Origin of the sequence: Bradyrhizobium sp. 44, assembly GCF_023073095.1 — a bacterium.
Lineage (GTDB): Bacteria > Pseudomonadota > Alphaproteobacteria > Rhizobiales > Xanthobacteraceae > Bradyrhizobium.
Window position 1 is genome coordinate 461,135 of sequence record NZ_JADPIY010000020.1, and the last position, 26,705, is coordinate 487,839.

23 protein-coding genes are annotated in these 26,705 nt (G+C 65.0%); 14 read left to right on the forward strand and 9 right to left on the reverse strand.

All coding sequences use genetic code 11. From position 1 onward, the window contains the following. Window positions 1-4 precede the first annotated feature (4 nt). Window positions 5-223 (reverse strand): hypothetical protein, encoded by a 219-nt coding sequence (locus IVB41_RS24415; protein ID WP_247435662.1) that lies wholly within the window; start codon window positions 221-223, stop codon window positions 5-7. Window positions 224-442: 219 nt separating this feature from the next. Here IVB41_RS24415 and glmS point away from each other — a divergent pair, with 219 nt between their 5' ends. The 3 genes from glmS to IVB41_RS24430 all read left to right on the forward strand — a co-directional run bounded on the left by glmS (window position 443) and on the right by IVB41_RS24430 (window position 4,090). Beyond that, complete coding sequence (gene glmS / locus IVB41_RS24420; protein WP_027567013.1) at window positions 443-2,269, forward strand: glutamine--fructose-6-phosphate transaminase (isomerizing); 1,827 nt, start codon at window positions 443-445, stop codon at window positions 2,267-2,269. Between the two features lie 88 nt (window positions 2,270-2,357). Further along, a complete protein-coding gene (locus IVB41_RS24425; protein WP_247435666.1) occupies window positions 2,358-3,128 on the forward strand; it encodes a DUF502 domain-containing protein in 771 nt (256 codons plus the stop codon). Between the two features lie 104 nt (window positions 3,129-3,232). Beyond that, the gene (locus tag IVB41_RS24430; RefSeq protein WP_247435669.1) at window positions 3,233-4,090 is read left to right on the forward strand and encodes an NAD(P)-dependent oxidoreductase; all 858 of its coding nucleotides are present in this window, start codon (window positions 3,233-3,235) and stop codon (window positions 4,088-4,090) included. 28 nt (window positions 4,091-4,118) lie between these two features. Here the strand turns inward: IVB41_RS24430 and IVB41_RS24435 are convergent, their stop codons facing one another. After that, the gene (locus IVB41_RS24435) at window positions 4,119-4,634 is read right to left on the reverse strand and encodes an AAA family ATPase (RefSeq protein ID WP_247435672.1); all 516 of its coding nucleotides are present in this window, start codon (window positions 4,632-4,634) and stop codon (window positions 4,119-4,121) included. Between the two features lie 178 nt (window positions 4,635-4,812). On the opposite strand from IVB41_RS24435, the gene IVB41_RS24440 reads away from it, so the two are divergent. The 3 genes from IVB41_RS24440 (at window position 4,813) to panE (ending at window position 7,263) form a co-directional block, all read left to right on the forward strand. Next, a complete protein-coding gene (locus IVB41_RS24440) occupies window positions 4,813-5,202 on the forward strand; it encodes a nuclear transport factor 2 family protein (RefSeq protein ID WP_247289912.1) in 390 nt (129 codons plus the stop codon). A 106-nt stretch (window positions 5,203-5,308) separates the two neighbouring features. Next, window positions 5,309-6,139, forward strand: a complete 831-nt coding sequence (locus tag IVB41_RS24445; protein WP_247435675.1) for a helix-turn-helix domain-containing protein — start codon at window positions 5,309-5,311, stop codon at window positions 6,137-6,139. A 194-nt stretch (window positions 6,140-6,333) separates the two neighbouring features. After that, window positions 6,334-7,263: a 2-dehydropantoate 2-reductase gene (panE, locus tag IVB41_RS24450; RefSeq protein WP_247435678.1), complete on the forward strand. Its 930-nt coding sequence runs from the start codon at window positions 6,334-6,336 to the stop codon at window positions 7,261-7,263. Here panE and recG read toward each other — a convergent pair. Continuing rightward, the gene (gene recG, locus IVB41_RS24455) at window positions 7,260-9,368 is read right to left on the reverse strand and encodes an ATP-dependent DNA helicase RecG (protein ID WP_247435681.1); all 2,109 of its coding nucleotides are present in this window, start codon (window positions 9,366-9,368) and stop codon (window positions 7,260-7,262) included. The genes panE and recG overlap by 4 nt on opposite strands. Window positions 9,369-9,552: 184 nt before the next feature. Here recG and IVB41_RS24460 point away from each other — a divergent pair, with 184 nt between their 5' ends. The 3 genes from IVB41_RS24460 to IVB41_RS24470 all read left to right on the forward strand — a co-directional run bounded on the left by IVB41_RS24460 (window position 9,553) and on the right by IVB41_RS24470 (window position 13,810). After that, complete coding sequence (locus IVB41_RS24460; RefSeq protein ID WP_247289919.1) at window positions 9,553-9,843, forward strand: succinate dehydrogenase assembly factor 2; 291 nt, start codon at window positions 9,553-9,555, stop codon at window positions 9,841-9,843. Further along, window positions 9,840-13,358: a transcription-repair coupling factor gene (mfd, locus tag IVB41_RS24465; protein WP_247435684.1), complete on the forward strand. Its 3,519-nt coding sequence runs from the start codon at window positions 9,840-9,842 to the stop codon at window positions 13,356-13,358. Before IVB41_RS24460 ends, mfd begins: the two co-directional genes overlap by 4 nt. A gap of 242 nt (window positions 13,359-13,600) precedes the next feature. Beyond that, entirely contained in the window at window positions 13,601-13,810 is a 210-nt protein-coding gene (locus IVB41_RS24470; RefSeq protein WP_007610535.1) for a cold-shock protein, read from the forward strand. A 199-nt stretch (window positions 13,811-14,009) separates the two neighbouring features. Here the strand turns inward: IVB41_RS24470 and IVB41_RS24475 are convergent, their stop codons facing one another. From IVB41_RS24475 to IVB41_RS24485, 3 genes are all read right to left on the reverse strand, one after another. Beyond that, complete coding sequence (locus tag IVB41_RS24475; protein ID WP_247408754.1) at window positions 14,010-15,236, reverse strand: GGDEF domain-containing protein; 1,227 nt, start codon at window positions 15,234-15,236, stop codon at window positions 14,010-14,012. Between the two features lie 85 nt (window positions 15,237-15,321). Continuing rightward, window positions 15,322-16,824 (reverse strand): class I adenylate-forming enzyme family protein, encoded by a 1,503-nt coding sequence (locus IVB41_RS24480; RefSeq protein ID WP_247435687.1) that lies wholly within the window; start codon window positions 16,822-16,824, stop codon window positions 15,322-15,324. Window positions 16,825-16,828: 4 nt separating this feature from the next. Further along, the gene (locus IVB41_RS24485) at window positions 16,829-18,679 is read right to left on the reverse strand and encodes an extracellular solute-binding protein (protein ID WP_247435752.1); all 1,851 of its coding nucleotides are present in this window, start codon (window positions 18,677-18,679) and stop codon (window positions 16,829-16,831) included. Window positions 18,680-18,938: 259 nt separating this feature from the next. Between IVB41_RS24485 and IVB41_RS24490 the strand changes: the two genes are divergently transcribed. After that, entirely contained in the window at window positions 18,939-19,751 is an 813-nt protein-coding gene (locus IVB41_RS24490; protein ID WP_027567000.1) for an invasion associated locus B family protein, read from the forward strand. Between the two features lie 76 nt (window positions 19,752-19,827). On the opposite strand, the gene hspQ is transcribed toward IVB41_RS24490, so the two are convergent. Beyond that, on the reverse strand, window positions 19,828-20,160 hold the full coding sequence (gene hspQ, locus IVB41_RS24495) for a heat shock protein HspQ (RefSeq protein ID WP_027518019.1): 333 nt from the start codon (window positions 20,158-20,160) through the stop codon (window positions 19,828-19,830). Between the two features lie 106 nt (window positions 20,161-20,266). Here hspQ and IVB41_RS24500 point away from each other — a divergent pair, with 106 nt between their 5' ends. Then, window positions 20,267-21,220: an AEC family transporter gene (locus IVB41_RS24500; RefSeq protein ID WP_247435690.1), complete on the forward strand. Its 954-nt coding sequence runs from the start codon at window positions 20,267-20,269 to the stop codon at window positions 21,218-21,220. A gap of 7 nt (window positions 21,221-21,227) precedes the next feature. On the opposite strand, the gene IVB41_RS24505 is transcribed toward IVB41_RS24500, so the two are convergent. Continuing rightward, window positions 21,228-22,412 (reverse strand): UbiH/UbiF family hydroxylase, encoded by a 1,185-nt coding sequence (locus IVB41_RS24505; RefSeq protein ID WP_247435693.1) that lies wholly within the window; start codon window positions 22,410-22,412, stop codon window positions 21,228-21,230. 87 nt (window positions 22,413-22,499) lie between these two features. Between IVB41_RS24505 and pcsA the strand changes: the two genes are divergently transcribed. The 3 genes from pcsA (at window position 22,500) to IVB41_RS24520 (ending at window position 25,052) form a co-directional block, all read left to right on the forward strand. After that, a complete protein-coding gene (gene pcsA / locus IVB41_RS24510; RefSeq protein ID WP_247435696.1) occupies window positions 22,500-23,267 on the forward strand; it encodes a phosphatidylcholine synthase in 768 nt (255 codons plus the stop codon). Further along, window positions 23,264-24,001, forward strand: coding sequence for a TerC family protein (locus IVB41_RS24515; RefSeq protein WP_247289929.1), 738 nt, complete (start codon window positions 23,264-23,266; stop codon window positions 23,999-24,001). The genes pcsA and IVB41_RS24515 overlap by 4 nt, the downstream gene beginning before the upstream one ends. A 76-nt stretch (window positions 24,002-24,077) precedes the next feature. Next, complete coding sequence (locus tag IVB41_RS24520; RefSeq protein ID WP_027566995.1) at window positions 24,078-25,052, forward strand: quinone oxidoreductase; 975 nt, start codon at window positions 24,078-24,080, stop codon at window positions 25,050-25,052. Between the two features lie 93 nt (window positions 25,053-25,145). On the opposite strand, the gene IVB41_RS24525 is transcribed toward IVB41_RS24520, so the two are convergent. After that, window positions 25,146-26,342, reverse strand: a complete 1,197-nt coding sequence (locus tag IVB41_RS24525) for an acetylornithine transaminase (RefSeq protein ID WP_247435700.1) — start codon at window positions 26,340-26,342, stop codon at window positions 25,146-25,148. Window positions 26,343-26,705: the final 363 nt, after the last annotated feature.

Below are 26,705 nucleotides of genomic sequence, written 5' to 3' on the forward strand. Positions count from 1 at the left end.
GCCGCTATTCGTCGTCGGCGAATTCCGAGAAGATCGCGCGCGTCAGGCGCCAGCCGCGCGGCTTGGCACGCTTTGCCGGCTCGCCGGCGACGTGCTTGATGAAGACGGGCTTGCTTTCCTTGCCGCGTTGGGGCGGCGGCCAATGCGCAAGGTGCGTGCCGGTGGTCTCGCTGGCGCGCACTGGCATCGATGACAGATCTTTGCGGTTGGATGAGCCTTTCATGGCCTCTCTCCTTGGTACGCAAGGGTTGGCCAAATTTGTTGACAACAAGTTAACGCGCGCGGTTTAAGGCCCAGCCAGTTCGACGCAGGCGAGGCTCGTCGCTGTCGGTGCTGTCTCAATCAGCAATAATTATTGAGTATCTGGTTCCTTAGGAACTTCGCTAAAAACCGAGCGCGTCGTTTAGGCGATTTTTCGACGATTTGGGGGATATTGATCCGCATGTGCGGGATTGTCGGCATTCTCGGGCGCGAGCCGGTTGCAGAGCAATTGGTGGATTCGCTCAAACGTCTTGAATATCGCGGTTATGATTCCGCGGGCGTCGCCACGCTCGAGGGCAAGCATCTCGAGCGCCGCCGCGCCGAGGGCAAGCTGAAGAATCTGGAGAAGCGGCTGGAAGCCGAGCCGCTCAAGGGCTCGACCGGAATCGGTCACACCCGCTGGGCCACCCACGGCAAGCCGACCGTGAACAATGCGCATCCGCACGCGACCGAGCGTGTCGCCGTGGTTCACAACGGCATCATCGAGAATTTCCGCGAGCTGCGCGAGGAACTCGAGAAGAAAGGCACGGTGTTCCACACCCAGACCGACACCGAGATCGTGCTGCATCTCGTCGACGATCTGCTCACGCGCGGCAACAAGCCGGTGGAAGCGGTGAAATTGACATTGGCGCGGCTGCGCGGCGCGTTCGCGCTCGGCTTCATCTTCGCCGGCGAGGACGATTTGATGATCGGCGCCCGCAACGGTCCGCCGCTCGCGATCGGCTATGGTGACGGCGAGATGTATCTCGGCTCCGACGCCATTGCGCTGGGGCCGTTCACCGACACGATCAGCTATCTCGAGGACGGCGACTGGGTCGTGCTGACCCATACGAGCGCTTCGGTCTTCGACAAGGACGGCCACGCCGTCCAGCGCGAGAAGACCAAGCACGCCGCCTCGACCTCGCTGGTCGACAAGGCCAACTATCGCCACTTCATGGCCAAGGAGATCCACGAGCAGCCTGAAGTGGTCGGCCATACGCTGGCACGCTATGTCGACATGGCGACCGAGCGGGTCTCGCTGCCGGTCAAGCTGCCGTTCGACTTCAAGAATATCCAGCGCATCAACATCACGGCCTGCGGCACTGCGAGCTACGCCGGGTTCGTCGCAAAATACTGGTTCGAGCGTTTCGCGCGCGTGCCGGTCGAAGTCGATGTCGCCTCCGAATTTCGCTACCGCGAGGCGCCCTTGCGCAAGGGCGATCTCGCCATCTTCATCTCGCAATCGGGCGAGACCGCCGACACCCTGGCCGCGCTGCGTTACGCCAAGGACCAGGGCGTGCATACGATCGCCGTCGTCAACGTGCCGACCTCGACGATCGCGCGCGAAAGCGAGACTGTGCTGCCAACGCTGGCCGGCCCAGAGATCGGCGTCGCCTCGACCAAGGCCTTCACCTGCCAGCTCATGGTGCTGGCAAATCTTGCGATCGCAGCCGGCAAGGCCCGCGGCGAACTGTCCGACGAGGACGAGACCAAGCTCGTCCACGGGCTCGTCGAGATCCCGCGTTTGATGTCGGATGCGCTCACCACCGAGCTCCAGATCGAGAAGCTCGCCCGCGAGATCGCCAAGTCGCGCGACGTGCTCTATCTCGGTCGCGGCACCAGCTTCCCGCTCGCCCTCGAAGGCGCGTTGAAGCTGAAGGAGATCTCCTACATCCACGCCGAGGGCTATGCCGCCGGCGAGCTCAAGCACGGTCCGATCGCGTTGATCGACGAGACCATGCCCGTCGTCGTCATCGCGCCCTACGACCGGGTGTTCGAAAAGACCGTCTCTAACATGCAGGAGGTCGCTGCCCGCGGCGGCAAGATCATCCTGATGACCGACGCCAAAGGCGCGGCGGAGGCGACCGTCGAATCCCTCGTCACCATCGTCATGCCTGATATGGCGGCGGCGTTCACGCCGATGGTCTATGCCGTCCCCGTTCAGCTGCTCGCCTATCATACGGCGGTGATCATGGGGACCGACGTCGACCAGCCGCGCAATCTCGCGAAATCCGTGACGGTGGAATAGGCGGAAGGGTCGGGCCGGAACGCTTCGTGGTCTTCCAAAACCTGCTAGAAGACCCTAGCTTGAACGAAGCGACCGACCTGGAACCCGAATGAACCCCCGTGACGACGCGCCTGCGCCTCTTGATCCCGTGCCGGAGCCGCATACCGGCCTGATGGGCCGCTTCCGCAATTATTTTCTCACCGGGCTCGTGGTGACGGGACCGGTTGCGATCACCTTTTATCTGGTTTGGTGGTTCGTCACCTGGGTTGATGGCGTGGTGCGGCCGTTCGTGCCGCTGGCCTATCGGCCTGAAACCTACATGCCGTACGTCATCCCCGGCTGGGGACTGATCGTCGCATTTTTCACGTTGACGCTGGTCGGCTTCCTCGCGGCCAATTTGATCGGCCGGACACTGGTCGATGTCGGCGAGACCTTCCTCGGCCGGATCCCGGCGGTGCGCGCCATCTACCGCGGCCTGAAGCAGGTGTTCGAGACGCTGTTCTCGGGCAAGGGCTCGAGCTTCCGCAAGGTCGGCCTGGTCGAGTTTCCCTCGCCGGGCATGTGGTCGATCGTGCTGATCTCGCAATCGCCGAACGAGGATGTCTCCCGCAGCCTGCCGGGTCAGGAGGAGCACGTCTCGGTGTTTCTGCCTTGCTCGCCGAACCCGACCACCGGCTTCTTCTTCTACGTGCCCAAGAGCAAGATCGTCGAGGTCGACATGAGCACCGAAGACGCCGCGACGCTGATTATGTCGGCCGGCGTGGTGCAGCCGGGCTCGGCGCCCGATTCGAAGAAGGCGGCGGCCCTCGCTGGCATGGCGAATGCCGCGCGTATTGCCAACGCCTCGGCGCTCCAGCCTCAGCCTGCGAAGGTGGAGTAGGGCCATTCCTCTGCGGGATGGCCGGCGCTCACGCTGGCGTCCCGTCCTCTGCTAGTCTCCGGTTGAACCGAGCGCGTTGCTCGAAATTCGATCTGGAGTGCACGATGTCCAAAACCATTGCGATCCTTGCGCCCGGTGCCATGGGCAGTGCCTTGGCCCGCCGTCTCGGCGAGCACGGTGCGCGCGTGCTGACGTCGTTGAATGGGCGGAGCGAGGCGACGCGCAAACGCGCGGCGGATACCGGCATGATCGGCGCCGAGGACGACGCGATCGCGGACGCCGACATCATCCTCTCGATAGTGCCGCCGGGCGAAGCCGTGGCGCTCGCCGAGTGGCTTGCCGGGCTGATCGTCCGGCGCGAGAAGAAGCCGGTCGTGGTCGATTGCAATGCCGTCAACGTCGATACCGTGATGAGGATCGAGCAGATCATCGGCTCGGCACAGGCGCCGTTCGTCGATGCCGGCGTCATCGGGTTCCCGCCCCAGCCCGGCGGCAAGAGCCCGGCCTTCTACATGTCGGGCGAGCACGCCAAGGATGTCGCCGTGCTGAAGGATTTCGGGCTCGACGTGCGGATCGTCGAAGGGCCCGTCGGTGCCGCGTCCGCGCTGAAAATGTCCTATGCCGGTATCGTCAAGGGCCTCGCCGGCATCGGCTCGGCGATGGTGGTCGCGGCAACGAAGGCGGGGGCTGCTGATGCGCTGCGCGACGAACTCGCACTCAGCCAGCCCGCGGTTCTGGCCCGGCTCGAAGTCGCGCTGCCGGACATGATTCCGAAAGCCTATCGCTGGGTTGCGGAGATGCGGGAGATTTCCGGCTTTCTCGGCCCCGATCATCCGGCGAGCCAGGTTTACGAAGGCTTTGCGCGCTGGTTCGAGCATCTCGCCGAGGACGCCAAAGGCGACGCGGCGGATACCGACCTGATGAAGGCATTCGCCGCACGTATCGCGCAGAAGAAATCCTGATCGTCCGGTCTCACGTCGCGATCATCGATCATGTGCCGTGCACCGAATCCAGAAACCCCTGGATGTCCCGATCGCGCCTCAAGCGCACGACCGGGACGTCAGCACCATACTGCACGCGCTCGGCCTCGATGACAGGCGCGCGCTCGGTGTCGTAGCGCCATGCTTCCCGCATCAATTTCCAGTCGAACTGTTCGGGACACCTCTCCGGGAGGTCAGGCCGGGCCTTGTCGCGATCGAAGGCGGAGCGCAGCAGAATGCGCCACTGGCAGAGCCAGCGCGGGCGGTCGATGACGACCAGCGTGTCGGCGCGCGCCAGCGTCAGATCGAAGGCGAGTCCCGAGAAGCTGCCGTCGACAACCCATGCGTCGCCCGCGATCGCATCAGTCACGCGTTCCCGGAAGCCCGGCTTGTCGGATGGCTTCCAGCCCGGCCGCCAATAGAGCACGTCGAGATGCACCACCGGCAGCCCGAGCTTTCGCCCGAGATTCCGGGAGAGGCTCGTCTTTCCGCTGCCCTGACAGCCCACGACGATGATCCGGCGCATCGTCGTAGGGTTCCATAAAGTCGGGGCCAGGGAAAGAGGAGGCTTCCCGAACGCGCTTTATTACCTGGCATGTAATTGAGCCCATCCGCAGCCTGGCTACTGTCCCGGTCATCCACCCGACAGGACGCATTCAATCAAGCCTCCTGTCGCGCGTGTGTCGGTGCATCAGGAGAGAGCTATGCAAGTCATGTTTACGAAGAAGGAGCCGCCGCGATGGCTGCTCGACATGTGGCGGGAGATCGACGACAAGACCTTTGGACGAGGTTTTGATTGTTTTGCGGAGGATGCCGTCTGCAACCTCGGCGTCGCCGATTGGAAGGGGCGCGAGGCGATCCGCGCCAACCTCAAAGCCTTCATCGACACCGGCTTCACCGCGCTGCATCACGTCACCGAATACTGGGACGCCGGCGCCCTGAAGGTGTTTCGCGGTATCGTGGACATGACACCCGATGATCCCTCGATGAAGACGGTTCATCCGACGATGACGCACTTCTTCTACATGGACGAGAGGGACGCTACCAAGGTACGGCACTGGGTCGGCGCCGTGGGACCGGTCGCCTTCGGTTGATCGCTTCGAACCTGCTACCATCGGCGGCGGTGTCTCGGATAAGCCGACGCACCGCCGCCGATGCGCGTTGACGATGCCGCACATTGACAGGAAGGATCAGTCGGCCATGAAAGCGACGGCCAGTGCCCTCAAGACGCGCGCCAGTTCCGCGGGCGCGCTGCTGCGTCAATGGCGGGACATTCGCGGCAAGACGCAGCTCGATCTGTCCTTCGACGCCGGCGTCTCGCAGAAACACATCAGCTTCGTCGAGAGCGGCCGCAGCGTTCCGAGCCGCCAGATGCTGCTCGATCTTGCGCAAGCCCTCGACGTGCCCTTGCGCGAACGCAACGAGCTGCTGCTGGCCGCCGGCTATGCGCCGTCTTATTCCGATCCCGCGCTCGAGGCGCCCGCCATGACGAGCATCAAGCGTGCCCTGCAACGCATGCTGCGTCAGCACGAGCCGTTTCCCGCCATCGTCATGGACCGCTATTGGAACGTGCTGATGACCAACGAGGCTGCGCCGCTTCTGTTCAATTGCTTCATCGACATGTCCGCACGGCCGGCGCCACGAAACCTGCTGCATCTTATGTTCGATCCGGAGGGCATGCGCCCCTTCATCGCGAACTGGCCGCAGACCGCACGCGGGCTGCTGGCGCGGGTGTATCGCGAGGCGGTCGGACACGTCGTTGACATCAGGACGAAGGCGCTGCTGGAGGAATTGTCGCAATACCCCGGGGTGAAGCCGGACTGGCGTGCGCCGTCGGCCTCCGATGTGATGCCGATGATCCCGCTGTCCTTCGTCAAGGACGGCGTGACGCTGGACTACTTCTCTCTGATCACGACGGTCGGAACGCCGCAGACGGTGACGGCGGAGGAACTGCGGCTCGAGTGCATGTTCCCCGCCAACGATGCGACCGAAGCGGAGCACGGCAAATTTTTGCAAGCGCATTCGGGGTGAGGGGGCGTCGCTGCGATTCCACCGGTCGCTATGTGGCAGGCTCGACCCACACAGTCATTGCGAACGCAGCGACTTCCGCCTTCGCTAAAGCTTCGGCGGACAAGTCGCTGGGCTCGCAATGACGGGGAGGAGACGTCGCGAGGCTCATCTGTTATTGTTTCTGCGGAAGCGGTCACTCCGCATTGGGAGTTCGAATGAGAGTCCTTGTGATCGGCGCGGGAGCGCTTGGAGGCTATTACGGCGCGCGCCTGGTCCGAGCCGGCGGCGACGTGACCTTTCTGGTGCGGGCCGGGCGGGCGGAGCAGTTGCAGCGGAATGGATTGCAGGTCGTGAGCCCGCACGGCGATTTCGCCGTGCAGCCGAAGGTCATCCTCGCCAACGATCTCAAGGAAGCGTTCGACGTCGTGCTCGTCGGCGTGAAATCCTACTCGCTCGACGACGCGATGGCCCAGTTTGCCCCGGCCGTTGGCGCCAACACGGTGATTTTGCCGATCCTCAACGGCTTGAAACATGTCGACGCCCTGACTGCGCGGTTCGGCGCGAGCTCCGTCCTCGGCGGGTTCGCAAACGTCAGTGCCGGACTCGATGCGGATGGCCGAGTCGTTCAGTTCATGGCCAATCAAACCATCGTCTTCGGCGAGATCGAGGGGGCGTTGAGCGAGCGCGTGCTCGCCCTGGAGACGCTGCTGCACGTGCCCGGTATCGACGTGCGCGCCAGCGAATCGATCATGCAGGACATGTGGGAGAAATTCGTCCAGCTGAGCACGCTCGCCGGCATCACCTGCCTGATGCGTGCAAGCATCGGAGACATTCTGACCGTACCGAAGGGCGAGGAGTCCATTTTTCGCCTGTTCGCGGAATGCTGTGCCGTGGCGACGGCCTCGGGTTTTGAGCCGCGAGCGCCTTTCATCGAGTTTGACCGGAAGCTGTTCACGACCCCGGACTCCCCGCTCAAGGCCTCGATGTTGCGTGATATCGAGCGCGGCTCGATCACCGAGGCGGAGCACATCCTCGGCGATATGGCCAACCGGGCGCGTGCACTCGGCATCGACACGCCGCTGCTGGATCTCGCCCGCGCGCATGTGGCGGCCTATGAAATTGGACGGCAACGAGCGGCCAGCTAACCCGCTCCGATCAGCGGGATCGCCTCGTCCCGCTCATACAGATACAGCAGGCATCGCAACGCCTCGCCGCGCTCGCCCTTCAGCTTTGGATCGTCCTTCAGGATGCGCAGCGCCTCGTCGCGGGCCTGCGTGATGAGCTGACCGTGCACCTCCGAGCGGGCGATGCGGTAGCCGGGCAAGCCGCTCTGGCGCACGCCGAGCACATCGCCTTCGCCGCGCAGTTTCAGATCTTCCTCGGCGATGCGAAAGCCGTCGGTGGTCTCGCGGATCACCTTCAGCCGCGCCTTCGACATCTCGCCGAGCGGCTCGGAGTAGAGCAGCAGACAGGTCGAGGCCTCCGAGCCGCGTCCGATGCGGCCGCGCAATTGATGAAGCTGAGCGAGGCCAAAACGTTCGGCGTTCTCGATCACCATGATGGTCGCCGCCGGCACGTCGACACCGACCTCGACGACGGTGGTCGCGACCAGCAGGCCGATCTCGTGAGCGGCGAACTGGCCCATGACGCGGTCCTTCTCGGTGCCCTTCATCTGACCGTGGACGAGGCCGACACGGTCGCCGAAACGCTTTTGCAGAGTTTCGAAGCGCTTGGTCGCATTGGTCAGGTGCTCGGTACCCTCGGCCTCGGATTCCTCGACCAGTGGGCAGATCCAGTAGACCAGCTTGCCGGATTCGAGCGCGCGGCCGATGCTATCGGTGACCTCGCCGAGACGGCTCATCGATATGGTGCGAGTTTCGATCGGCTGGCGGCCGGCCGGCTTCTCCCTGAGCTCGCTGATATCCATGTCGCCGAAATAGGTCAGCACCAGCGTGCGCGGGATCGGCGTGGCGCTCAGCACCAGCACGTCGACGGCCTCGCCCTTTGACGTCAGCGCCAGCCGCTCGCGCACGCCAAATCGATGCTGCTCGTCGACGACGGCGAGGGCGAGATCGCTGAAGATCACGTCGTCCTGGATCAGCGCATGGGTGCCGACGAGGAGGTCGATCTCGCCGGCTTCGAGGTGTGCCAGCAGGTCCCGCCGCTCCTTGCCTTTTTCGCGGCCGGTGAGGATCGCGACCCGCATGCCCGCGCGCTCGGCGAGCGGCGCGATGGTCTTGATGTGCTGACGGGCCAAAATTTCGGTCGGCGCCATCAGCGCCGCCTGCTTGCCGACCTCAGTGACGGCGGCGGCGGCCAGCAGCGCGACCACGGTCTTGCCGGAGCCGACGTCGCCCTGCAGCAGGCGCAGCATGCGCACCGGTTGTTGCAGATCGTCGGCAATGGCCGCGGCGGCATCGCGTTGGGAGATTGTCAGCGCATAGGGCAGGGCATCGATGATCTTGTTGCGGAGGTGCCCGTCGCCGGCGTTGCGCACACCGGCCGGGCGACGCAATTGCGCGCGAATCAGGGCAAGGGCGAGTTGCCCGGCCAGGAGTTCGTCGAAGGCGAGGCGCGACCAGAACGGCTGGTCGGGCAGAATGTCGGTGAGCTCGACCGGCTGGTGCACGCGGCTGAGCGCCTCGGCGATCGGCGGGAAGCCGCAGCGGCGCAGCACCTCGGGGCTGATCCATTCCGGCAGCGCCGGCAGCTTTTGCAGCGCCTGCGCGACCGCGCGGCGCAGCGAGCCGAGCGCAAGGCCTTCGGTCAAGGGATAGACGGGATCGATGCCGGATAGTTTTGAAATCGCCTCCTCGTCCAGCACCCGGTCGGGATGCACGATCTGCGGAATGCCGTCGTACATCTGCAGCGTGCCGGAGACGAAGCGCTTCTCGCCGATCGGCAGCAGCTTCTCGACATAGCCGGGCTTTGCGCGGAAGAAAGTCAGCACGACGTCGCCGGTATCGTCGCTGGCGTAGACGAGGTAGGGCGCACGCGCATTGCGCGGCGGGGGCGGGCGGTGGCGGTCGACGGTGACCTCCAGCGTGACCATGGTTCCCTGCACGGCATCGCGGATCTTCGGCCGCGCGCGGCGGTCGATGACCTGGCTCGGCAAATGCAGCAACAGATCGACCAGCCGCGGCGTCTCATTGCGGCTGAGCAGATATTGCAGCAGCTTGTCCTGCTTCGGACCGACGCCGGGCAGGCTGGTCACGGGGGCAAACAGCGGATTGAGCAGGCTGGGGCGCATCAGGCGAACCTAGGATCGTTTTCGCTGGTCATGCCCGGCTTTATGGCCGGCATCCACGTGTTTTTTCGTGTCCCTGCGGCGGCAGCGGGCCATGACAAATCGAGGGCTGACAGGGCCCGCCCGAGTGGCTATATCACCCCGGCCCGGCACGTCCGGGCTTTTGGCGTTTGACTGGAATTGAGACATGACGGGAACGACACGATCGAGCAACGGGCTGGACGACCGCCGCAAGCGGCTTCTGTTCCGCTGCTGGCACCGCGGCACGCGCGAGATGGACCTGATCCTCGGCCGCTTCGCGGATGCCGAGATCGGCAACCTGTCCGATGACGAGCTGACGCAGCTCGAGACCTTGCTCGAAGAGGCCGATCCCGACCTCTATGCCGCCATCACCGGCGACAAGGTGCTTGCCGCCGACGTCGTCGGCCCGCTGTTTGCGCGCATCAAGGCGTTTCCGATCGCGGACCGCGACGTATGAAGCAGGGGATGAAATCGCCGGCCGAGCTGCTCACGCCCGGCCGCGCGCTCACGCTTGCCAATGTCGCCGAGGGTGCCGAGGGCCTCGTCGTTTCCGATCTCGCGCGCGCCATCGCGGCGCGGCCGAAGAAGCCGGCTGTCAGCCTCGCGGTGATCTGCCGCGACGGGCCGCGGATGCAGCAGCTCGAACGTGCCCTGCAATTTTTCGCGCCCGATTTGCCCGTGCTGACATTTCCGGCCTGGGATTGCCAACCCTATGACCGCGTCTCGCCGCATGGCGGCGTCCTCGCGCAGCGGCTGACGACGCTGGCCCGGCTGGCGTCCCTGACCGGTAGCGACAAGCCGCTGATCGTGCTGACCACGGTGAACGCCGTCGTGCAGCGCGTGCCGGCGCGCGACCGCGTAGCGGCGCAGGCGCTGTCGGTCGCGCCGGGCAACGTCGTGCCGATGGACACCATCGTCGCCTGGCTCGAGCACAACGGCTACAACCGCTCCTCGACCGTGCGCGAGCCCGGCGAATACGCGGTGCGCGGCGGCATTCTGGACCTGTTTCCGGCCGGCCTCGACCAGCCCGTCCGCTTCGACTTCTTCGGCGACAGCCTGGAATCGATCCGCACCTTCGATGCCGAGACCCAGCGCACGCTGCTCGACATGCGCGCGCTCGATCTCGTGCCGATCTCCGAATTCCAGCTCGTCACCGACACCATCCGCCGCTTTCGCATGGGCTATGTCGCCGAGTTCGGCGCGCCCGAGCGCGACGATGCGCTCTACGAAGCCGTCAGCGAGGGCCGCCGTCATCCCGGCATGGAGCACTGGCTGCCGCTGTTCCAGGACCGGATGGACACGCTGTTCGACTATCTGCAAGGAGCAGCCGTCGCGATCGAGCCGCAGGCCGAGGATGCCATCCGCGAGCGCTTCAAGCAGATCCTCGATTATTACCAGGCGCGCCGCGACGCGATGGAGCATCCGGGCGGCGGCGCCATCTACAAGCCGCTGCCGCCTGACAGGCTCTATCTGAGCGAGGAGGAGTGGGGCAAGCGCGAGAGCGGGATGCCGCTGGTGCGGCTGACGCAGTTTTCGGTGCCTGCCGATGGTACCAGCGTGGTCGATGCCGGAGCACGCAAAGGCCGCGACTTTGCGCCGGAGCGCAACGACAACAAGGTCAACGTCTTCGAGGCCGTCGTCGCACATGTGCATGGGCTGCTGACAAGCCGGAAGAAGGTGGTCATCGCGCTCTGGACAGAGGGCTCGCGCGACCGCATGACCTCGATGTTGCGCGATCACAAGCTCACCCCCGTGACCAGCGTCAACAGCTGGCGCACGGTGCAGGCGACCCCGCGCAACGAGACCATGCTCGCCGTGCTCGGCCTCGAAAGCGGTTTCGAGACCGACGAGATCGCTGTCATCAGCGAGCAGGATATCCTTGGCGATCGGCTGGTCCGGCCGCGCAAGGCGAGCCGCAAGCTCGACAATTTCATCTCGGAGGTGACGAGCCTCGCCGCCGGCGACATCGTGGTCCACGTCGATCACGGCATCGGCCGCTTCATCGGTCTGCAGACGCTGGACGTCGCCGGTGCGCCGCATGACTGCCTCGAGCTGCATTATGCCGCCGAGACAAAACTGTTCCTGCCGGTCGAGAACATCGAGCTGCTGTCGCGCTACGGCTCCGACCAGACCTCGGTCGAACTCGATCGTCTCGGCGGCTCGGGCTGGCAGACCCGCAAGGCCAAGCTCAAGAACCGCATCCGCGAGATCGCGGGCGAGCTGATCAAGATCGCCGCCGAGCGCCACCTGCACGAGGCGCCGAAGCTGCCGGTGCAGCCGGGCCTTTACGACGAGTTCTGCGCGCGCTTCCCCTATGACGAGACTGAGGATCAGCTTGGCGCGATCGAGTCCACGCTGAAGGACCTCGAGCTTGGCCGTCCCATGGACCGGCTGATCTGTGGCGACGTCGGCTTCGGCAAGACCGAGGTGGCGCTGCGCGCCGCATTCGCGGTGGCGCTGGAAGGCAAGCAGGTCGCGGTCGTGGTGCCGACCACGCTGCTCGCCCGCCAGCACCACAAGACGTTCACCGACCGTTTCAAGGGTTTCCCGGTCCAGGTGGCGCAGGCCTCGCGCCTGGTTCCGGCCAAGCAGCTCAATCTGGTCAAGAAGGGCCTCACCGACGGCTCGGTCGATATCGTCGTCGGCACCCATGCGCTGCTCAGCAAGTCGATCAAGTTCCGCGACCTCGGCCTGCTGATCGTGGACGAGGAGCAGCATTTCGGCGTCACCCACAAGGAGCGGCTGAAGCAGCTCCGCGCCGAGGTGCACGTGCTGACACTGTCGGCCACGCCGATCCCGCGCACGCTCCAGCTCGCGCTCACCGGCGTGCGCGAGCTCTCGATCATCGCATCGCCCCCGGTCGACCGTCTCGCGGTCCGCACCTTCGTCGCTCCGCACGATCCCCTGATGATCCGCGAGGCGCTGCTGCGCGAGCGCTATCGCGGCGGCCAGGCGTTCTACGTGGTGCCGCGCATCGACGACCTCGCCGAGGTCAAGGACTTCCTCGACAAGAACGTGCCGGAGATGAAGGTCGCGGTCGCGCACGGGCAGATGCCGCCCGCCGTGATCGAGGACATCATGACCGCGTTCTACGACGGCAAGTTCGACATCCTGCTGTCGACCACGATCGTGGAATCCGGCCTCGACATTCCCAATGCCAACACGCTGATCGTGCATCGCGCCGACATGTTCGGCCTCGCCCAGCTCTATCAGCTCCGCGGCCGCGTCGGCCGTTCCAAGCTGCGGGCCTATGCGCTGTTCACGCTGCCGGCGCAGCAGAAGATCACGGCGCAGGCCGAGCGCCGGCTCACCGTGCTGCAATCGCTGGAGACGCTGGGCGCGGGCTTCCAGCTCGCCTCGCACGACCTCGACATCCGCGGCGCCGGCAACATCCTGGGCGAGCAGCAGTCCGGCCACATCAAGGAGGTCGGTTTCGAGCTCTACCAGTCGATGCTGGAGGAGGCGATCGTCAACCTCAAGGCCGGCGTGTCCGAGCCCGCCGCCGATCGCTGGTCGCCGACCATCACCATCGGCATGCCCGTGCTCATTCCGGAGGACTATGTCGGCGATCTCTCGGTGCGGCTGTCGTTGTACCGACGGCTCGCCGACCTCGACAGCGAGGAGGAGATCGAGAACTTCAGCGCCGAGATGCGCGATCGTTTCGGTGTGCTGCCGGACGAGGTGCGCTATTTGTTCAAGGTCGCCGCGATCAAGGCGTTCTGCCGTCAGGCCAATGTTGGCAAGATCGATGCCGGTCCGAAGGGCGCCGTGATCGCCTTCCGTGATAATTCATTCGCCCATCCCGACCGCCTGGTGTCGTTCATCCGCAGCCACGGCCAGGCCGCGAAGGTGCGGCCCGACATGAAGGTGGTGTTCCTGCAGGACTGGGAGACGCCGGAAGAGCGTCTGGCCGGCACCACCGAGATCATGCGCCAGCTGGCCCAGCTCGCGCAGAGCAAGAAGGCGGCGTAGAAGTTTCCGGAGGCGGTGCGGCGCGAAACGACGCGCCGCACCCGGATTCCGGAACAGCGACATATGATCACTTGCGGAATGATCGAACAGTTGCTACCTTCAATCTATCGAGTTTCGGCCGAACGACTTGGCCTCGCCGCTGAAAAGCGCGCCTGACTGACGACCCTCCCTCCAGATCTCGACGACACCCACCGCGCTTCTGAGCGCGGCTAAACGTTTATCTATCTTAAAGGACGATCCCCATGACGACGGGAACTGTGAAGTGGTTTAACAGCCAAAAGGGCTTCGGATTCATTCAGCCGGACGAAGGCAGCCAGGATGTCTTCGTTCATATCAGCGCCGTTGAACGCGCCGGCATGAATACCCTCAACGAAGGGCAGAAGGTTTCTTTTGAAATCGTTGCAGATCGCCGGACCGGCAAGTCTGCTGCTGAAGATCTGCGCGCCGCATAGGCTGCCGCAATCTCATTGACGTTGCTTTGACCACGGATGTACTGGCAGAGCTTCGGATCTTTGGACCCGCGACCGTTCACCGGCCGCGGGTTTTTTGCGCCGGCTGCCGCCCGTCGCGAATGAGAATGCGAATGGTGTTTCGCGTAAAGATTCCACATAAGAGCAGTCGAGTCCGACGGCAGCGAGCGTTGGCGGATGATTACGACGCTGCCCGCGACGCATCGGCCGACAGCCGCCCAAGCAGCGACCGTGCCGTATCCGACGGCGACAGCGAATCCACCGAGACGACGGGATCGCTGCGCATCTCGTGCTTGCCGTTCGAGGTATGCCGCATCACCGCGGAGAGGCGGCGGGCGATCATGTGCGCGGTGCGGAAGTCGGTCTCGGCGAACACGACGATGACCGAGCCGTCCTTTTGCGCCACGCCGAAATCCATCTGCCGCATCAGGCGGCTGAGAATACGCGCGGCATCGAGCTGGGCGCGGGAATTGCCGGGGTCGAAAGCGAAACGCGCGACCGAGAGGCCGCCACCGCGGGCCAGTGTCTGCTCGACCGCCTTGGCAAAATCGCGTGCAAAGGCTTCCACCGTGAGCAGGCCGCTGCGCGGGTCGAGCCAGCCGCCGGCATCGATCGAGCGCAGGGTGCGGCTCAGCTGGGCTTCCATCGCGTGCTGGCGGATCAGGGGCAGCGCGTTGGCGGCGACCTTGGCCGGCTCGCCCGGGATCAGCTCGAGATTGGGCAGGTCGTAAGTCTGCGTGAGCTGATGCGCAGTGACGATCACGGGCAGGCTGCGGAAGCGGGTGTCCTCGGCGAGCACCGTGAGGAAGGCATCGGTCACGCGGGGGGTAAAACCTTCGGCGAGCACGACGCCGTCGAGGTCGCGGGTGTTGAGATGCTTGGCCGCCGCCTCGATCGACAGCGCCCCGATGACGCCGACGCGCTCGCCGAGCGCGACGGAAAGCGCGGGGTAAGCAGCGCCGCGACCGATCAGAAGCACCGTGGCATCGCGAACGGGATCAGCCTCCGGCAGCGCGACTTTCACCTCGGGCAGCCGGCGCAGCACCGTGGCATGGAGCGTGCGAATCCGTAGTGCGGCGCGAAGCCGCGCGATCAGGCGTTCGGAATGGCCGGCGCGCGAGGAAGAGAAGGGCAGGGCGTTGTGCGGGAGTGCGCCTGCCGCATCCAGCGCCACGAAGGGAAGGTAGGGCGATTGCTCCGCGATCTTTCTGGCGAGCGGCGCCAGATGCGGCTCGTGCCCGGCATCCATCGCGGCGAGAACCACGGCCGGCTGTACCTCTTCGACCGCGCGCACCGCGCCGGCCCAGGCGGTGTCGATCACGGGGAAGAATCGCGCCTCGTCCAGCGCCGCGATGAAGGCCGGCCGCTCGCCATTGGACACAAACAGGATCGGGCCGGCCTGGGACATCGAGAGACTCTGATCACGCGACAGGTGCCGCGCAATCTAGTCCGGCCGCCTTAATGCAGCGTCAATGGAACGGTCGAAACTACGCTTAGACCGCCCCGGAACGGTCGCGAAAAGCTTCGACCATCAGGGGGTTAAGCCCGAGTTCGCTGAGCGCCTCGCGGGCGCGGGCGTTGTCCTGGGCCCGGCCCGCGAGCCGGTGACCGGAGAGCCGGTCGGGCAGCGCGGTCAGCAAGGCGCCCTGGCCGAGCCGGCGCGCCCATTCCTGGAGGTCGTTGGACAGGAAGCGGTAGCCGCCGACCGCCATGATCCCGGAGGGCGGCGCGGTGATGCAGATCGCGCCGCTGGGACGATCGAGCCGCGCGGCATAGCCGGTGTCGACATAGTCGCGTGGCGGCTGCGCGATCAGGCTGTCGCCGACCGGCGGCGGCGGGGCGTAGGCCGCGATCGGCACCATCGGGCCGCGCAGCCCGAGCGTGCCCTTCGGCGTCAGCAGAATCTCGCCGGCGATCGACGAACCCGACTGCTCGCGCGGCGCGCCGTGCGGTCCCGGCATCACCGGCACCGGCATGCCGTCCTCGTCACGCCGGGCGCCGAACAATCCGGCCTCGCCGAACAGATAGACGTCCGTGAACGGCGCATGCGGCGCGATCCATGCCTCGCTCGCCGCCACCTGCTCGGGGGCACGCCACAGGCCGATGACGTTGCGCAAGGTCGGCATCCGCGCCGCCAGATCGGAATCGCCGAGCCGCTGGGCATACTGCGCCGGTGCGATCAGCACGTCGCATTCGTGCGCGTTGATCTGCTGCTCCAACACGTCGTTCTCGAACGGATGATGCAGCGCCAGCGTGCCGCCGCACAGCAGCCACACCGCGAGCGAGGAGGCGAGTCCTGCGAACGACATCGGCGTGAACGCCGCCATCACGGTCGCCCCCTGCCTGATGTCGGCTTCCAGCGACATCGCGAGCCCACCGGCGATCAGGCTGAAATGCGGCCGCGGCACCGGCCGAAAGCCTTCCGCGGTGACGTCGAAGGAGATCATCGCCGCCTTGCGGCCATCCTGAATCACGGCGCGCGCGGTGCCGGGCGGACGGGCCAAGACGTCGTCGAGCGAGGCCATACCTTCGGGCAGGTTGGTGCCGAAGCCGCAGACATGGCGGATGGAGAAGGCTTCCGCGGCCGCGTGCATCGCGAGATCGGAATAGTTGACGCCGTCGACCGTGCTCATGGTGACGATGGCGCGCGCCGCGGTGCGGTTGAGAGCGGCGGCCAGTTCGGCATGGCGCCAGAGCAGCGGCAGTACGGCGACGACGAGGCCGGCGCGATGGGCGGCGAGCACGGTGAGCACGAACTCGACCGTGTTCGGCAGTTGGATGGCGATGACGGAATTGGCCGGCAGGCCCGATTCGACGAAATAGGCCGACAGCGCCTCGATGGCCGTGTCAGCCTCGGCATAGCTCATCCGCCGCGGCTGGTGACCGGTCACGCGGAACTTGTTCAGGGGGTCGAGCAGAGCGGTCGCGTGCGGCTGCCGCATCAGCGTGCGCTGAAACAGCGTGTCGAGCGTCGGCGATACGGCTGGCTGGTTCACGGCGTCACTTTGCTTGATGAGCTTGCGGCGGCCCCCTCGACCACCAGGCCTCCGGCAAATAGCCGGACAGCGAGGTGGCCTCTGGCCGTTCTATCCGATTCCAGCGCGCGATCCATTGCTCCGATACGTTAAACAGGGGGATTGTGTAGAAACCGGAGATCAAAGCGCGATCGAGCGCCCGCACTGCGGATACGAAATCCGTATGTTCACGGGCTTCCAGCAGTGCGGCGATCATCGCATCGACCGCGGGATTCCGGGCGCCCATGTAGTTGCGGGTGCCCGGATTGTCGGCGGCAGCGCTCCCCCAGTAGAAATATTGCTCGTTGCCGGGCGACAGCGACTGGTCCCAGCGGTTCTGGATCATGTCGAATTCGTAGGCGAGCCGGCGCTGGTCGAATTGCACGGGATCGACCGATCGCACGCTCGGCTCGATGCCGGCACGCTTGAGGTCGCGCTGGAACGCCAGCGCGACGCGTTCCTGGTCGCGGGTCGTGACCAAAATCTCGAAGGTGAAGGGCGCCTTGGTCGCGCGGTTGCGCAGCACGGTGCCGTCGAGATCGTAGCCGGCCTCCGACAACAGCTTCAGGGCCGCGCGGAGCGTGGTCCGGTCGCGGCCCGAACCGTCGGTCACCGGCAAGCGGTAGCTGCCGTCCAGGATGTCAGGCGGGATCTGCGCGGCGAACGGCTTGAGCAGCTCGCGCTCGCGCGCATCGGCGGGATGGCCATACGCTGACAGATCCGAGCCGGCAAAATAGCCGGCGACGCGTGAGTAGAGGTTGAAGAAGTAGTTGCGGTTGACCAGCTCGAAATCGAACAGCAGCGTCAAGGCCTGGCGCACGCGGATGTCGGTGAAGATGGAACGCCGCGTGTTGAACACCAGAAATTCGGAAGGTTGCGGCACGCCCGGCTTGAAGGTGTCGCGGATCACGTCGCCATTCTTCGCCGCGGGAAAGTCGTAGCCGTCGTGCCAGCGCAGCGGCTCGTGCTCGATGCGGAAATCATAGAGGCCGCGCTTGAAAGCTTCGAACTGGCCGTTGGCCTCGCGAAAATAGTCGAGCCTGATCTCGTCGAAATTGTAGAGCCCGCGATTGATTGGGAGGTCGCGGCCCCAATAGTCGGGATTGCGGGTCAGCGTCACGTTGGCGCCGGGCCTCACGGCGGTGACGCGATAGGGGCCGGAGCCGACCGGGCCCGTCAGCGTCGTCTCCTCGAAAGCCGCGACGTCGACCGCGTGTTTCGGCAGGATCGGCATCAGGCCGAGGATCAGCGGCAGTTCGCGGTCATTGGCTCCCGCAAGGTCGAAGCGGACGGTGAGGGGATCCAGCGCCTCGGCCCTTGCGACCTTGCCGTAATATTGCCGGTGATTGGGGCGGCCGTGGTCGCGCAGCAACTGCCAGGAGAACAGCACGTCCTCGGCGCGGACCGGCTTGCCGTCGGAGAAGCGGGCGCGGGGATCGATGTGGAACGTGACAAAGCTGCGCTCGTCATCGGTCTCGACCGATCTGGCGAGCAGGCCGTAGAGCGTAAACGGCTCGTCATTGCCGCGCGCGAGCAGGCTCTCGACCACGTAGTTCCGGACCGGCTGCACGGCCAGTCCCTTGACGATGAAGGGATTGAGGCTGTCGAAGGTGCCGAGAACGCCCCAGGTCAGCCGGCCGCCTTTCGGGGCTTCAGGGTTGACGTAAGGCATGTGGGTGAAATCGGCAGGCATCGCCGGCTTGCCGTGCATGGCGATGGCGTGGGCTTCCGCGGCCCTTGCGCCGCTTGCCGGGAGCCCCAAGGCGAAAGCCAGGATGCAGAGGCGGACGCAAAGACCCTCAGGGCGGCCCTCGAGAAGGCGCTGGAACATGAACATCTGCACACGTTGATTCGAGGACTGCGGGCCTGAATGCTATCACAGGGATTTTCCCGGGGGCGCACGCCGGCGAGCGGCCAAAGACGCTTGTCGGCATTGATCTTTTCGTCGGCCACGTTAAGAAGGCACGCAATCGCGCACGAGCGCCGAGCCGTCACTTATCCGCCTCATTTGACGGGGAGAGAGCCGCGCCCAACGCGGCCAGGTTCGGTGCGTCGAAGCGGTTCGGGCACTTCCCGTTTAGAAAGGGTTTTCCGCAATGAATTTCCGTTACTTGGCCGCGTCCGTCCGGCCGCGCGGGCGACTTCTCGCCTTGTTGACGGCGACAGCGTTGGCCGTCCCGTTTGCCGCCGAGGCTCAGGCTCCCGCGCCAGCTCCGGGCGCGCCCGCGCCCAAGGCGGCTCCGCCGAAGGCGGCTCCGAAGGCTGCCCCCAAGGCGCCGGCGCCGGCCGCTCAGGCACCCGCCCAGCCGGCTCCCGCCCAAGGCGCTCCGGCTCAGCAGGGCGCGGCTCAGCCCGCGGATCAGCAGATTCAGCTGATCTATGCCCCCTGGACCAAGTTCTGCCTCAAGGGCCAAGACGCCAATGCCAAGCAGGTCTGCTTCACCGGCAAGGACGGCCGTATCGAGTCGGGCCAGCCGGTCATCGCGGCCGTCATCATCGAGCCGGAAGGCGAGCCGAAGAAGATCCTGCGTGTGACGCTGCCGCTCGGCATGCAGCTGGTGCACGGCACCCGCATCATCGTGGACAACAATGCGCCGTTGCAGAGCCCGTACGTGATCTGCTTCCAGAACGGCTGCATGTCCGACTACGAGGCCACGCCCGAGTTCATCAACAGCATGAAGAAGGGCCAGAACCTCGTTGTTCAGGCGATCAATGCCAACGGTGCGCCGCTGACGCTGCCGCTGCCGCTCGCCGGCGAATTCCAGAAGGCCTATGACGGTCCGCCGACCGACCCGAAGGTGTTCGAGGAAACCCAGAGGAAGCTGCAGGAAGAGCTCCAGAAGAAGGCTGAAGAGCTGCAGAAGAAGCAGCAGCAAGCGCCTGGCGCCCCTCCGGCTGGACAGAAGTAATCGGGACCCGATCCCGGACATGAAAAAGGCGCTCGGTTCGAGCGCCTTTTTTGCTGGCCAGTTGATGGCTGCGAACTCAGTTCAGCGACGGATTGCGCGGGCGGTAACCGCCGGTCTTGTCCTTGACGAAGATCTCGGCGACCTGGGAATGCCGGACCGGTTCGCCGGAATCGTCCGGCACCAGGTTCTGTTCGGAGACGTAGGCGACGTATTCCGACTCCGCGTTCTCCGCGAGCAGGTGATAGAACGGCTGGTCCTTGTGGGGCCGCACCTCCTCGGGGATCGACAGCCACCACTCCTCGGTGTTGTTGAATTCCGGATCGATGTCGAAGATCACGCCCCGGAACGAGAAGATCCGGTGGCGCACGACCTGTCCGATCTGGAATTTGGCGGTCCGCGCTTTAATCATTCCCCGTCGATAGACCAGGATTGTGGCCGATGCTAGTGCCCTGATCTGGAATTAACCCGCGGGTGCGGGGCAGATAGCCCCCAAATCTTCAGAAAACACTTCATCAATGGTCGATATCCTCAATCTGGCTCTACCTTATTTCGGCTTGATCTTCGTTGGATTCGCCTGCGGCAAGGTCAAATCCCTGCCGGAATCGGGCCTCGCCTGGATGAACTTCTTCCTGCTCTATGTGTCGCTCCCGGCGTTGCTGTTTGCGATCATGTCGAAGACGCCGTTCTCCGAATTGAACAACCCGCCATTCCTGGTCGCGACCACGCTGTCGACCGTTGCGGCGTTCACACTCGCGCTGGTCGTCGGCAAGGTTCTCGGCGGGCTGACATTGCGCGAGGCGACGCTCGCCGGGCTCTCCGGCGGCTACGGAAACATCGGCTACATGGGACCCGGCCTGGCGCTCGCCGTGCTCGGGCCCAAGGCCTCGGCGCCCACTGCGCTGATCTTCTGCTGTGACAGCATCTTCCTGTTCACCATCGTGCCGCTGCTGATCGAGCTTTCCGACCGCGATCATCCCTCGATCGTGCATGCCTTCGGCGTCGTGCTGAAGCAGATCGTGCTCAACCCGCTGATCATGTCGGCCTGTTTTGGCGCGGCCTTCGCATCGCTGCATATCGAGATGCCTGTCGCGCTTGATCGCACCATCACATTCCTCCAGAACGCAGCCGCCCCGACCGCACTGTTCGTGCTCGGCGTCACCGTCGCACTCCGCCCGTTCGATCGGGTCCCATGGGAAGTGCCGGGCGTGATCGCGGTCAAGCTCCTGATCCACCCGCTCGCAGCGTTCGGCCTGATGCTGGCGTTCGGCCCGTTCGCGCAGCCCTGGGCGGCGACCGCCGTGCTGATGGCCTCGCTGCCGCCGGCGTTGAACGTGTTCGTCATCGCCCGGCAGAACGACGCCTGGATCGAGTCCGCCTCCGTCGCGGTGCTGCTCGGGACGTTTGCGTCCGTGGTCACCCTGAGCAGCGTGATGTGGGCGATTCAGACCGGCCGGCTGGCGTTTCCTTGAGCGGTCGTTACTTCCGCCAGGTCGGCGTCACCCCCTCGCGCATCGCAAAACGCCGGAGCGGGCCGATGGCGCCGAGCAGGTGCATGCCGACCGCGCGGACCGGCTGGAGCGGCAGGAAATCGTTGAGCAGCGAGCGGTTGGCGATGTCGATCGCAAAGGTCCGGCTCAGGATGTCGGGACGCCGGGCCCGGTCGTAACGCTTGAGCACGTCTGCTGCGCCAGGATCCTGACCGGACGCGATGGCCTCGCCCGCAAGCCGCGCAATGTCGGCGGCATCGCGGAGGCCGAGATTGAGGCCTTGGGCGCCGATCGGCGGAACCACATGGGCGGCTTCGCCGACTAGCGCGATGCGATCGCGGCCGAAGGATTTGGGACGTTCGATCGCCAGCGGAAACAGATGGCGGCCCGGCTCGACCGTCATGCGTCCGAGGATCGAATGCGACTGCTTCTCGATCGCGGCGGACAATTCCTCGTCGCTCGATCCGCGAAGCCGTTCGGCCTCCGCAGGCGCCGAGACCCAGACGACGCTGGAGCGATCGCCGGGCAGGGGCACGAACACGCAAGGACCGTGCGGCGTGTGGAACTCGGTCGAGACGTTGCGATGGGGCCGCGCGTGGCCGACGTTGAAAGTCAGCGCCGTCTGGGTCAGCTCGCGCCGCGTCACCGGGATGCCGGAGGCTTCGCGGCAAAGCGAATGCCGGCCGTCGGCTCCGACCACGAGGCGGGCCGAGAGAAATTGCGCCGCGGCAGTGCGGATCGCGACGTCATCGGCTTCGATGACGACAGTTTCGGCCTCGTCGTCGGAACGGACGAGACCAGGCAGCTCGGCCGCACGCGCTTCCAGCGCCAGCATCAGCGAGCGGTTGTCGATGTTGTAGCCGAAGGCATCGCGGCCGATTTCATGGCAGGAGAACCGGACCTCAGGCGCGCGAAACAGCCGACCGGTGTCGTCGACGAGCCGCATGATTTCGAGCGCGGCCGCCTTGTCCTTGCAGCGGGGCCAGACGTCGAGGCTCTCCAGCAGATCGACGGAGGCACCGAGCAGCGCCGTGGTGCGATTGTCGGCATAGGGCACGCGACGCGCCACCAGCGCGGTCCGTGCGCCCGCCTGCGCCAGTGCGATGGCCGCGCTAAGTCCCGCCGGTCCGCCGCCGATCACGGCCGCGTCAAAGAGTGTCGGTGCATCTGTCATGGAACGACATTGGACACGCCCCGCGGCAAATTCAAGCCCAGTCATATTGCCCTGATTTTATGACGAATTGTGCGACCGGGCGTCGCAATGGCTTATGTGCAAACCGGCGTCATTCTGATAGCAGAAGCCATGGACAGCCAAGAGGATTCCCTGAAGCCCAGGCCCGCGATCCGCGCCGCTGCCTTCTCGGTGCACATCTTCACCGCGTTCGGTGCGGCGATCGCGCTACTGGCGATGCTTGAGGCCGTGCGCGAGCACTGGGCGGCGATGTTTCAATGGCTGGGCGTCGCCCTCATCATCGACGCGATCGACGGGCCGATCGCGCGCCGGCTCAACGTCAAGGACGTGCAGCCGAACTGGTCGGGCGACGTGCTCGATCTCGTGGTCGATTTCGTCACCTACGTCTTCGTTCCGGCCTATGCGATCGTGGCCAGCGGCTTGCTGCTGCCGGTCGCAGCACCCTTGCTCGGCGTCGCCATCATCGTCACCAGCGCATTATATTTCGCCGATCTGCGCATGAAGGCGGACGACAATCATTTCCGCGGTTTTCCGGCGCTGTGGAATGCGGCGGCGTTCTATCTGTTCCTGCTGCACTGGCCGCCGCTGCTGTCGACGCTGTTGGTCGGAAGCCTGGTGGTGCTGACCTTCGTGCCGTTCCACGTGCTGCATCCGGTGCGCGTCGTGCGGCTGCGCTGGCTGACGATGTCGCTGATCGCGATCTGGGCTCTGCTTTCCTTCTACACGCTGCAGATGGACTTCCGCGTCGGCACCGGCGTGACTGTCGTGCTCTGCGCGATCGCACTCTGGATCAGCTTCAGCGACGCATTAATACGGCTGACAAGATCCTTCGCATGATGCACCTGTTGACCAGCCCAGAAGCCTGGGCCGCGCTCCTCACTTTGACCGCGCTCGAGATCGTGCTCGGCATCGACAACGTCATCTTCCTGTCGGTGATCGTCTCGCGCATTCCCGAGAAGCAGGCGCACCGCGCCCGCCAGATCGGGCTCGCACTGGCGCTGATCTTCCGCATCATCCTGCTCAGCCTGCTGGTCTGGCTGATCGGCCTGACCGCGCCGGTGTTTTCGTTTTCGGGCTATGGCTTCTCGTGGCGCGACCTCATCCTGATCGGCGGCGGCCTGTTCCTGATCGCGAAGGCGACGCACGAGATCCATGGTGAGGTCGAAGCCGATGACGGCGAAGGCGACGCGAAGTCCCCTCGTAGCGCTTTCTTCTGGGTCATCGTCCAGATCGTGATCATCGACATCGTGTTCTCGCTGGACTCGATCATCACGGCGATCGGCATGGCGCAGGACATCGAGATCATGATCGCGGCCGTCGTGATCGCCTGTCTCATCATGTACATTTCGGCCGGACCGGTGTCGCGATTCGTCGCGGAGCATCCGACCACGAAAATGCTGGCGCTGGCCTTCCTGGTGCTGATCGGCGTCGCGTTGGTTGCGGACGGATTCCAATTCCACATCCCGCGCGGCTACATCTATTTCGCGATTGCGTTCTCGGCGGCGGTCGAGTTCTTCAATGTGCTGGCCAAGCGCAACCGCAGGAACACCCGCAAAAAACCGTCGGTCTAGGCGTTCCAGCCGGCGTCGAGTTGACAAGGCGGGCGCGATGTCTTTCGCTGGCCCCGCGAGAAGAGGAGGTCAGGCGATGACCAAAGCCGTCCGTGTGCACAAGGTCGGAGGCCCCGAAGCCCTGGTCTATGAGAGCGTCGATGTTCCGGCGCCCGGCCCCGGCGAGGTGCGCATCCTCCAGCATGCCGTCGGCCTGAACTTCATCGATGTCTATTACCGCACCGGCCTCTACAAGGCGCCGGGGCTGCCCTTCATCGCCGGCAACGAGGCCTCGGGCGAGGTCCTCGCAGTCGGGCCAGGCGTGACGAATTTCCATCCGGGCGACCGCGTCGCCTACTACCACAATCTCGGCGCCTATACCGGGGAGCGCAACATCCCCTGGGAGCGGCTGGTCAAGCTGCCCGACCACATCACCCACGAGCAGGGCGCCGTGCTGATGCTGAAGGGGCTGACGGTCTGGTATCTCCTGCACAAGACCTTCAAGGTCGAGCCGCATCATCGCGTGCTGATCCATGCCGCGGCCGGCGGCATCGGCCTGCTCGCCTGCCAATGGGCGAGGGCCATGGGCGCCCATGTCATCGGCACCGTTGGCTCGCGCGAAAAGGCTGCGCTTGCCGAGGCCAATGGCTGCGACCATGTCATCCTCTACAATGAGGAAGACTTCGTCGCGCGCGTCAAACAGATCAGCCGCAACGAGGGTTGCGACGTGGTCTATGACGGCGTCGGCAAGGCGACGTTCCCGGGCTCGCTGTCCTGCCTGAAGCCGCGCGGAATGTTCGTCTCCTTCGGCAATGCCTCAGGGCCGGTGCCGCCGTTCTCGATCGCCGAGCTCAATACCCACGGCTCGCTGTTTGCGACCCGGCCCAAGCTCAACGACTATATCGGCACGCGCAAGGAGTTGCTGGAAGGCGCCGACACGCTGTTCGCTGCCGTCATCAACGGCAAGCTGCACGTGCCGATCAACCATGCCTACGCGCTCAAGGACGCCGCCAAGGCGCATATCGATCTCGAAAGCCGCAAGACCACGGGCGCGTCGATCTTGAAGCCGTAACTCAGGTCGTTGCGAGCGAAGCGAAGCAATCCAGAATCTTTCCGTGGAGGCAGTCTGGATTGCTTCGTCGCTGCGCTTCTCGCAATGACGAGCTTAGGCCACCCGCCGTGCCGCGCCGGCCCTGGTCAAGATCCCGTCGAGACAATCGATCATCTCGCCGATCTCGGCCCGCGTGACGTTCAGCGCCGGCATGAAGCGCAGCGTATCGACCTGCGGCGCGTTGAGGAGAACGCCGGCCTCGAACGCCTGCGCGACGATGCCGGGCGCGATCGGCAGCTTGAGGTCGAGCGCGAGCAGGAGCCCGCGGCCACGCACTTCGCCGAGCCCATGCCGCGCCGAGACCTTCTGCAATTCGCTTTCGAGCAGCAGCCCGGTTTCGGTCGCCGTCTTCAGGAAGTCCGGCTTGCTGACCTCGTCGAGCACCGCAAGCCCCGCCGCGCACATGATCGGGTTGCCGTTGAACGTGCCGCCCTGGTCGCCGTGCTCGAAGCAGGCCGCGCGTTCGCTCGCGAGCAGGGCTGCGAGCGGCACGCCGCCGCCGATGCCCTTGCCGAGCGTCATGATGTCGGGCGCGATGCCGGTGTGCTCGTAGTGGAAGAGCTTGCCGGTCCGGCCCATGCCGGTCTGGATCTCGTCGAAGATCAAGAGGAGGCCGTGAGCGTCGGTGAGGGCACGCAATTCCTGCAGGAACTGATCGGATGCCGGCCACACGCCTGATTCACCCTGGATCGGCTCGAGCATCACAGCGACGGTGTTGTCGTTGATCAGCTTTTCGACCGACACGATGTCGTTGAGCTTCGCCTTCTTGAAGCCGGCGACCTTCGGCTCGAACAGCGGTTCAAAGGCCTTCTTGCCCGAGGCCGACATCGTCGCCAGCGTGCGGCCGTGAAAGCCACCTTCGAAGCTGATGATCTCGAACGCGCCACCTCTATGGATTCCGCCATATTTGCGCGCGAGCTTGATCGCGCCCTCATTGGCTTCCGCACCCGAGTTGGCAAAGAACACCTGATCGAACGCGCTGTTTGCGACGAGTGCCTGCGCGAGCTTCAGGCTGGGCTCGTTGTAGAAGGCCGGGCTTGGCGTCAGCAGCCGCTTGGCCTGCGCGGCAAGCGCGTCGGCGATCGCGGGCGGGGAGTGGCCGAGGCAGTTGACGGCCCAGCCCTGCACGAAATCGAGATAGCGCTTGCGGCTGTCGTCCCAGAGGTAGGAGCCCGCGCCGCGGACGAACACGGCCTTGGGCCGAGCGGTGATGTCCATCAACGCGTCATACGGATGGGTGGCGTTGGTCATGTCGAACTCCTCTGGAGGCGGGTGGAAAAGGGCGCGCGAAAAGCAAAAAGGCCGCACCTTGCGGGTGCGGCCTTTTCGAAAACTTACGCTGAATTCAGTGGTTCAGCGGCGTCGTCGGACATGGCGCACCCTCTCATCGTCGCGGAAGCGACGGCGGAGCATTTCGGTGCGCTGATGGGTCCGAGCGTTGATCATGGGGCGCGGCAATACATGCGAATGGCAGGGCTTGTCAAGCGGGCGCTTTCCAGACCACACGCGCAGCGTGCATGGGCAGGTGAAAGATGCGCGCCTGGAAACCATTACGTCTCTAGCGCGTTTGTGATCACAGGACGCGAATTGGTTCGAACCGAACGCATGACGGTT

What these genes read in the sequence shown, in the direction of transcription:
- hspQ (WP_027518019.1), bottom strand. Translation starts at nt 20,160, where the DNA reads ATGATTAAAGCGCGGACCGCCAAATTCCAGATCGGACAGGTCGTGCGC.
- IVB41_RS24440 (WP_247289912.1), top strand. Translation starts at nt 4,813, where the DNA reads ATGCAAGTCATGTTTACGAAGAAGGAGCCGCCGCGATGGCTGCTCGAC.
- IVB41_RS24515 (WP_247289929.1), top strand. Translation starts at nt 23,264, where the DNA reads ATGATGCACCTGTTGACCAGCCCAGAAGCCTGGGCCGCGCTCCTCACT.
- IVB41_RS24470 (WP_007610535.1), top strand. Translation starts at nt 13,601, where the DNA reads ATGACGACGGGAACTGTGAAGTGGTTTAACAGCCAAAAGGGCTTCGGA.
- IVB41_RS24430 (WP_247435669.1), top strand. Translation starts at nt 3,233, where the DNA reads ATGTCCAAAACCATTGCGATCCTTGCGCCCGGTGCCATGGGCAGTGCC.
- pcsA (WP_247435696.1), top strand. Translation starts at nt 22,500, where the DNA reads ATGGCTTATGTGCAAACCGGCGTCATTCTGATAGCAGAAGCCATGGAC.
- recG (WP_247435681.1), bottom strand. Translation starts at nt 9,368, where the DNA reads ATGCGCCCCAGCCTGCTCAATCCGCTGTTTGCCCCCGTGACCAGCCTG.
- IVB41_RS24490 (WP_027567000.1), top strand. Translation starts at nt 18,939, where the DNA reads ATGAATTTCCGTTACTTGGCCGCGTCCGTCCGGCCGCGCGGGCGACTT.
- IVB41_RS24475 (WP_247408754.1), bottom strand. Translation starts at nt 15,236, where the DNA reads ATGTCCCAGGCCGGCCCGATCCTGTTTGTGTCCAATGGCGAGCGGCCG.
- glmS (WP_027567013.1), top strand. Translation starts at nt 443, where the DNA reads ATGTGCGGGATTGTCGGCATTCTCGGGCGCGAGCCGGTTGCAGAGCAA.
- IVB41_RS24460 (WP_247289919.1), top strand. Translation starts at nt 9,553, where the DNA reads ATGACGGGAACGACACGATCGAGCAACGGGCTGGACGACCGCCGCAAG.
- mfd (WP_247435684.1), top strand. Translation starts at nt 9,840, where the DNA reads ATGAAGCAGGGGATGAAATCGCCGGCCGAGCTGCTCACGCCCGGCCGC.
- IVB41_RS24415 (WP_247435662.1), bottom strand. Translation starts at nt 223, where the DNA reads ATGAAAGGCTCATCCAACCGCAAAGATCTGTCATCGATGCCAGTGCGC.
- IVB41_RS24445 (WP_247435675.1), top strand. Translation starts at nt 5,309, where the DNA reads ATGAAAGCGACGGCCAGTGCCCTCAAGACGCGCGCCAGTTCCGCGGGC.
- panE (WP_247435678.1), top strand. Translation starts at nt 6,334, where the DNA reads ATGAGAGTCCTTGTGATCGGCGCGGGAGCGCTTGGAGGCTATTACGGC.
- IVB41_RS24485 (WP_247435752.1), bottom strand. Translation starts at nt 18,679, where the DNA reads ATGTTCATGTTCCAGCGCCTTCTCGAGGGCCGCCCTGAGGGTCTTTGC.
- IVB41_RS24505 (WP_247435693.1), bottom strand. Translation starts at nt 22,412, where the DNA reads ATGACAGATGCACCGACACTCTTTGACGCGGCCGTGATCGGCGGCGGA.
- IVB41_RS24520 (WP_027566995.1), top strand. Translation starts at nt 24,078, where the DNA reads ATGACCAAAGCCGTCCGTGTGCACAAGGTCGGAGGCCCCGAAGCCCTG.
- IVB41_RS24525 (WP_247435700.1), bottom strand. Translation starts at nt 26,342, where the DNA reads ATGACCAACGCCACCCATCCGTATGACGCGTTGATGGACATCACCGCT.
- IVB41_RS24425 (WP_247435666.1), top strand. Translation starts at nt 2,358, where the DNA reads ATGAACCCCCGTGACGACGCGCCTGCGCCTCTTGATCCCGTGCCGGAG.
- IVB41_RS24435 (WP_247435672.1), bottom strand. Translation starts at nt 4,634, where the DNA reads ATGCGCCGGATCATCGTCGTGGGCTGTCAGGGCAGCGGAAAGACGAGC.
- IVB41_RS24500 (WP_247435690.1), top strand. Translation starts at nt 20,267, where the DNA reads ATGGTCGATATCCTCAATCTGGCTCTACCTTATTTCGGCTTGATCTTC.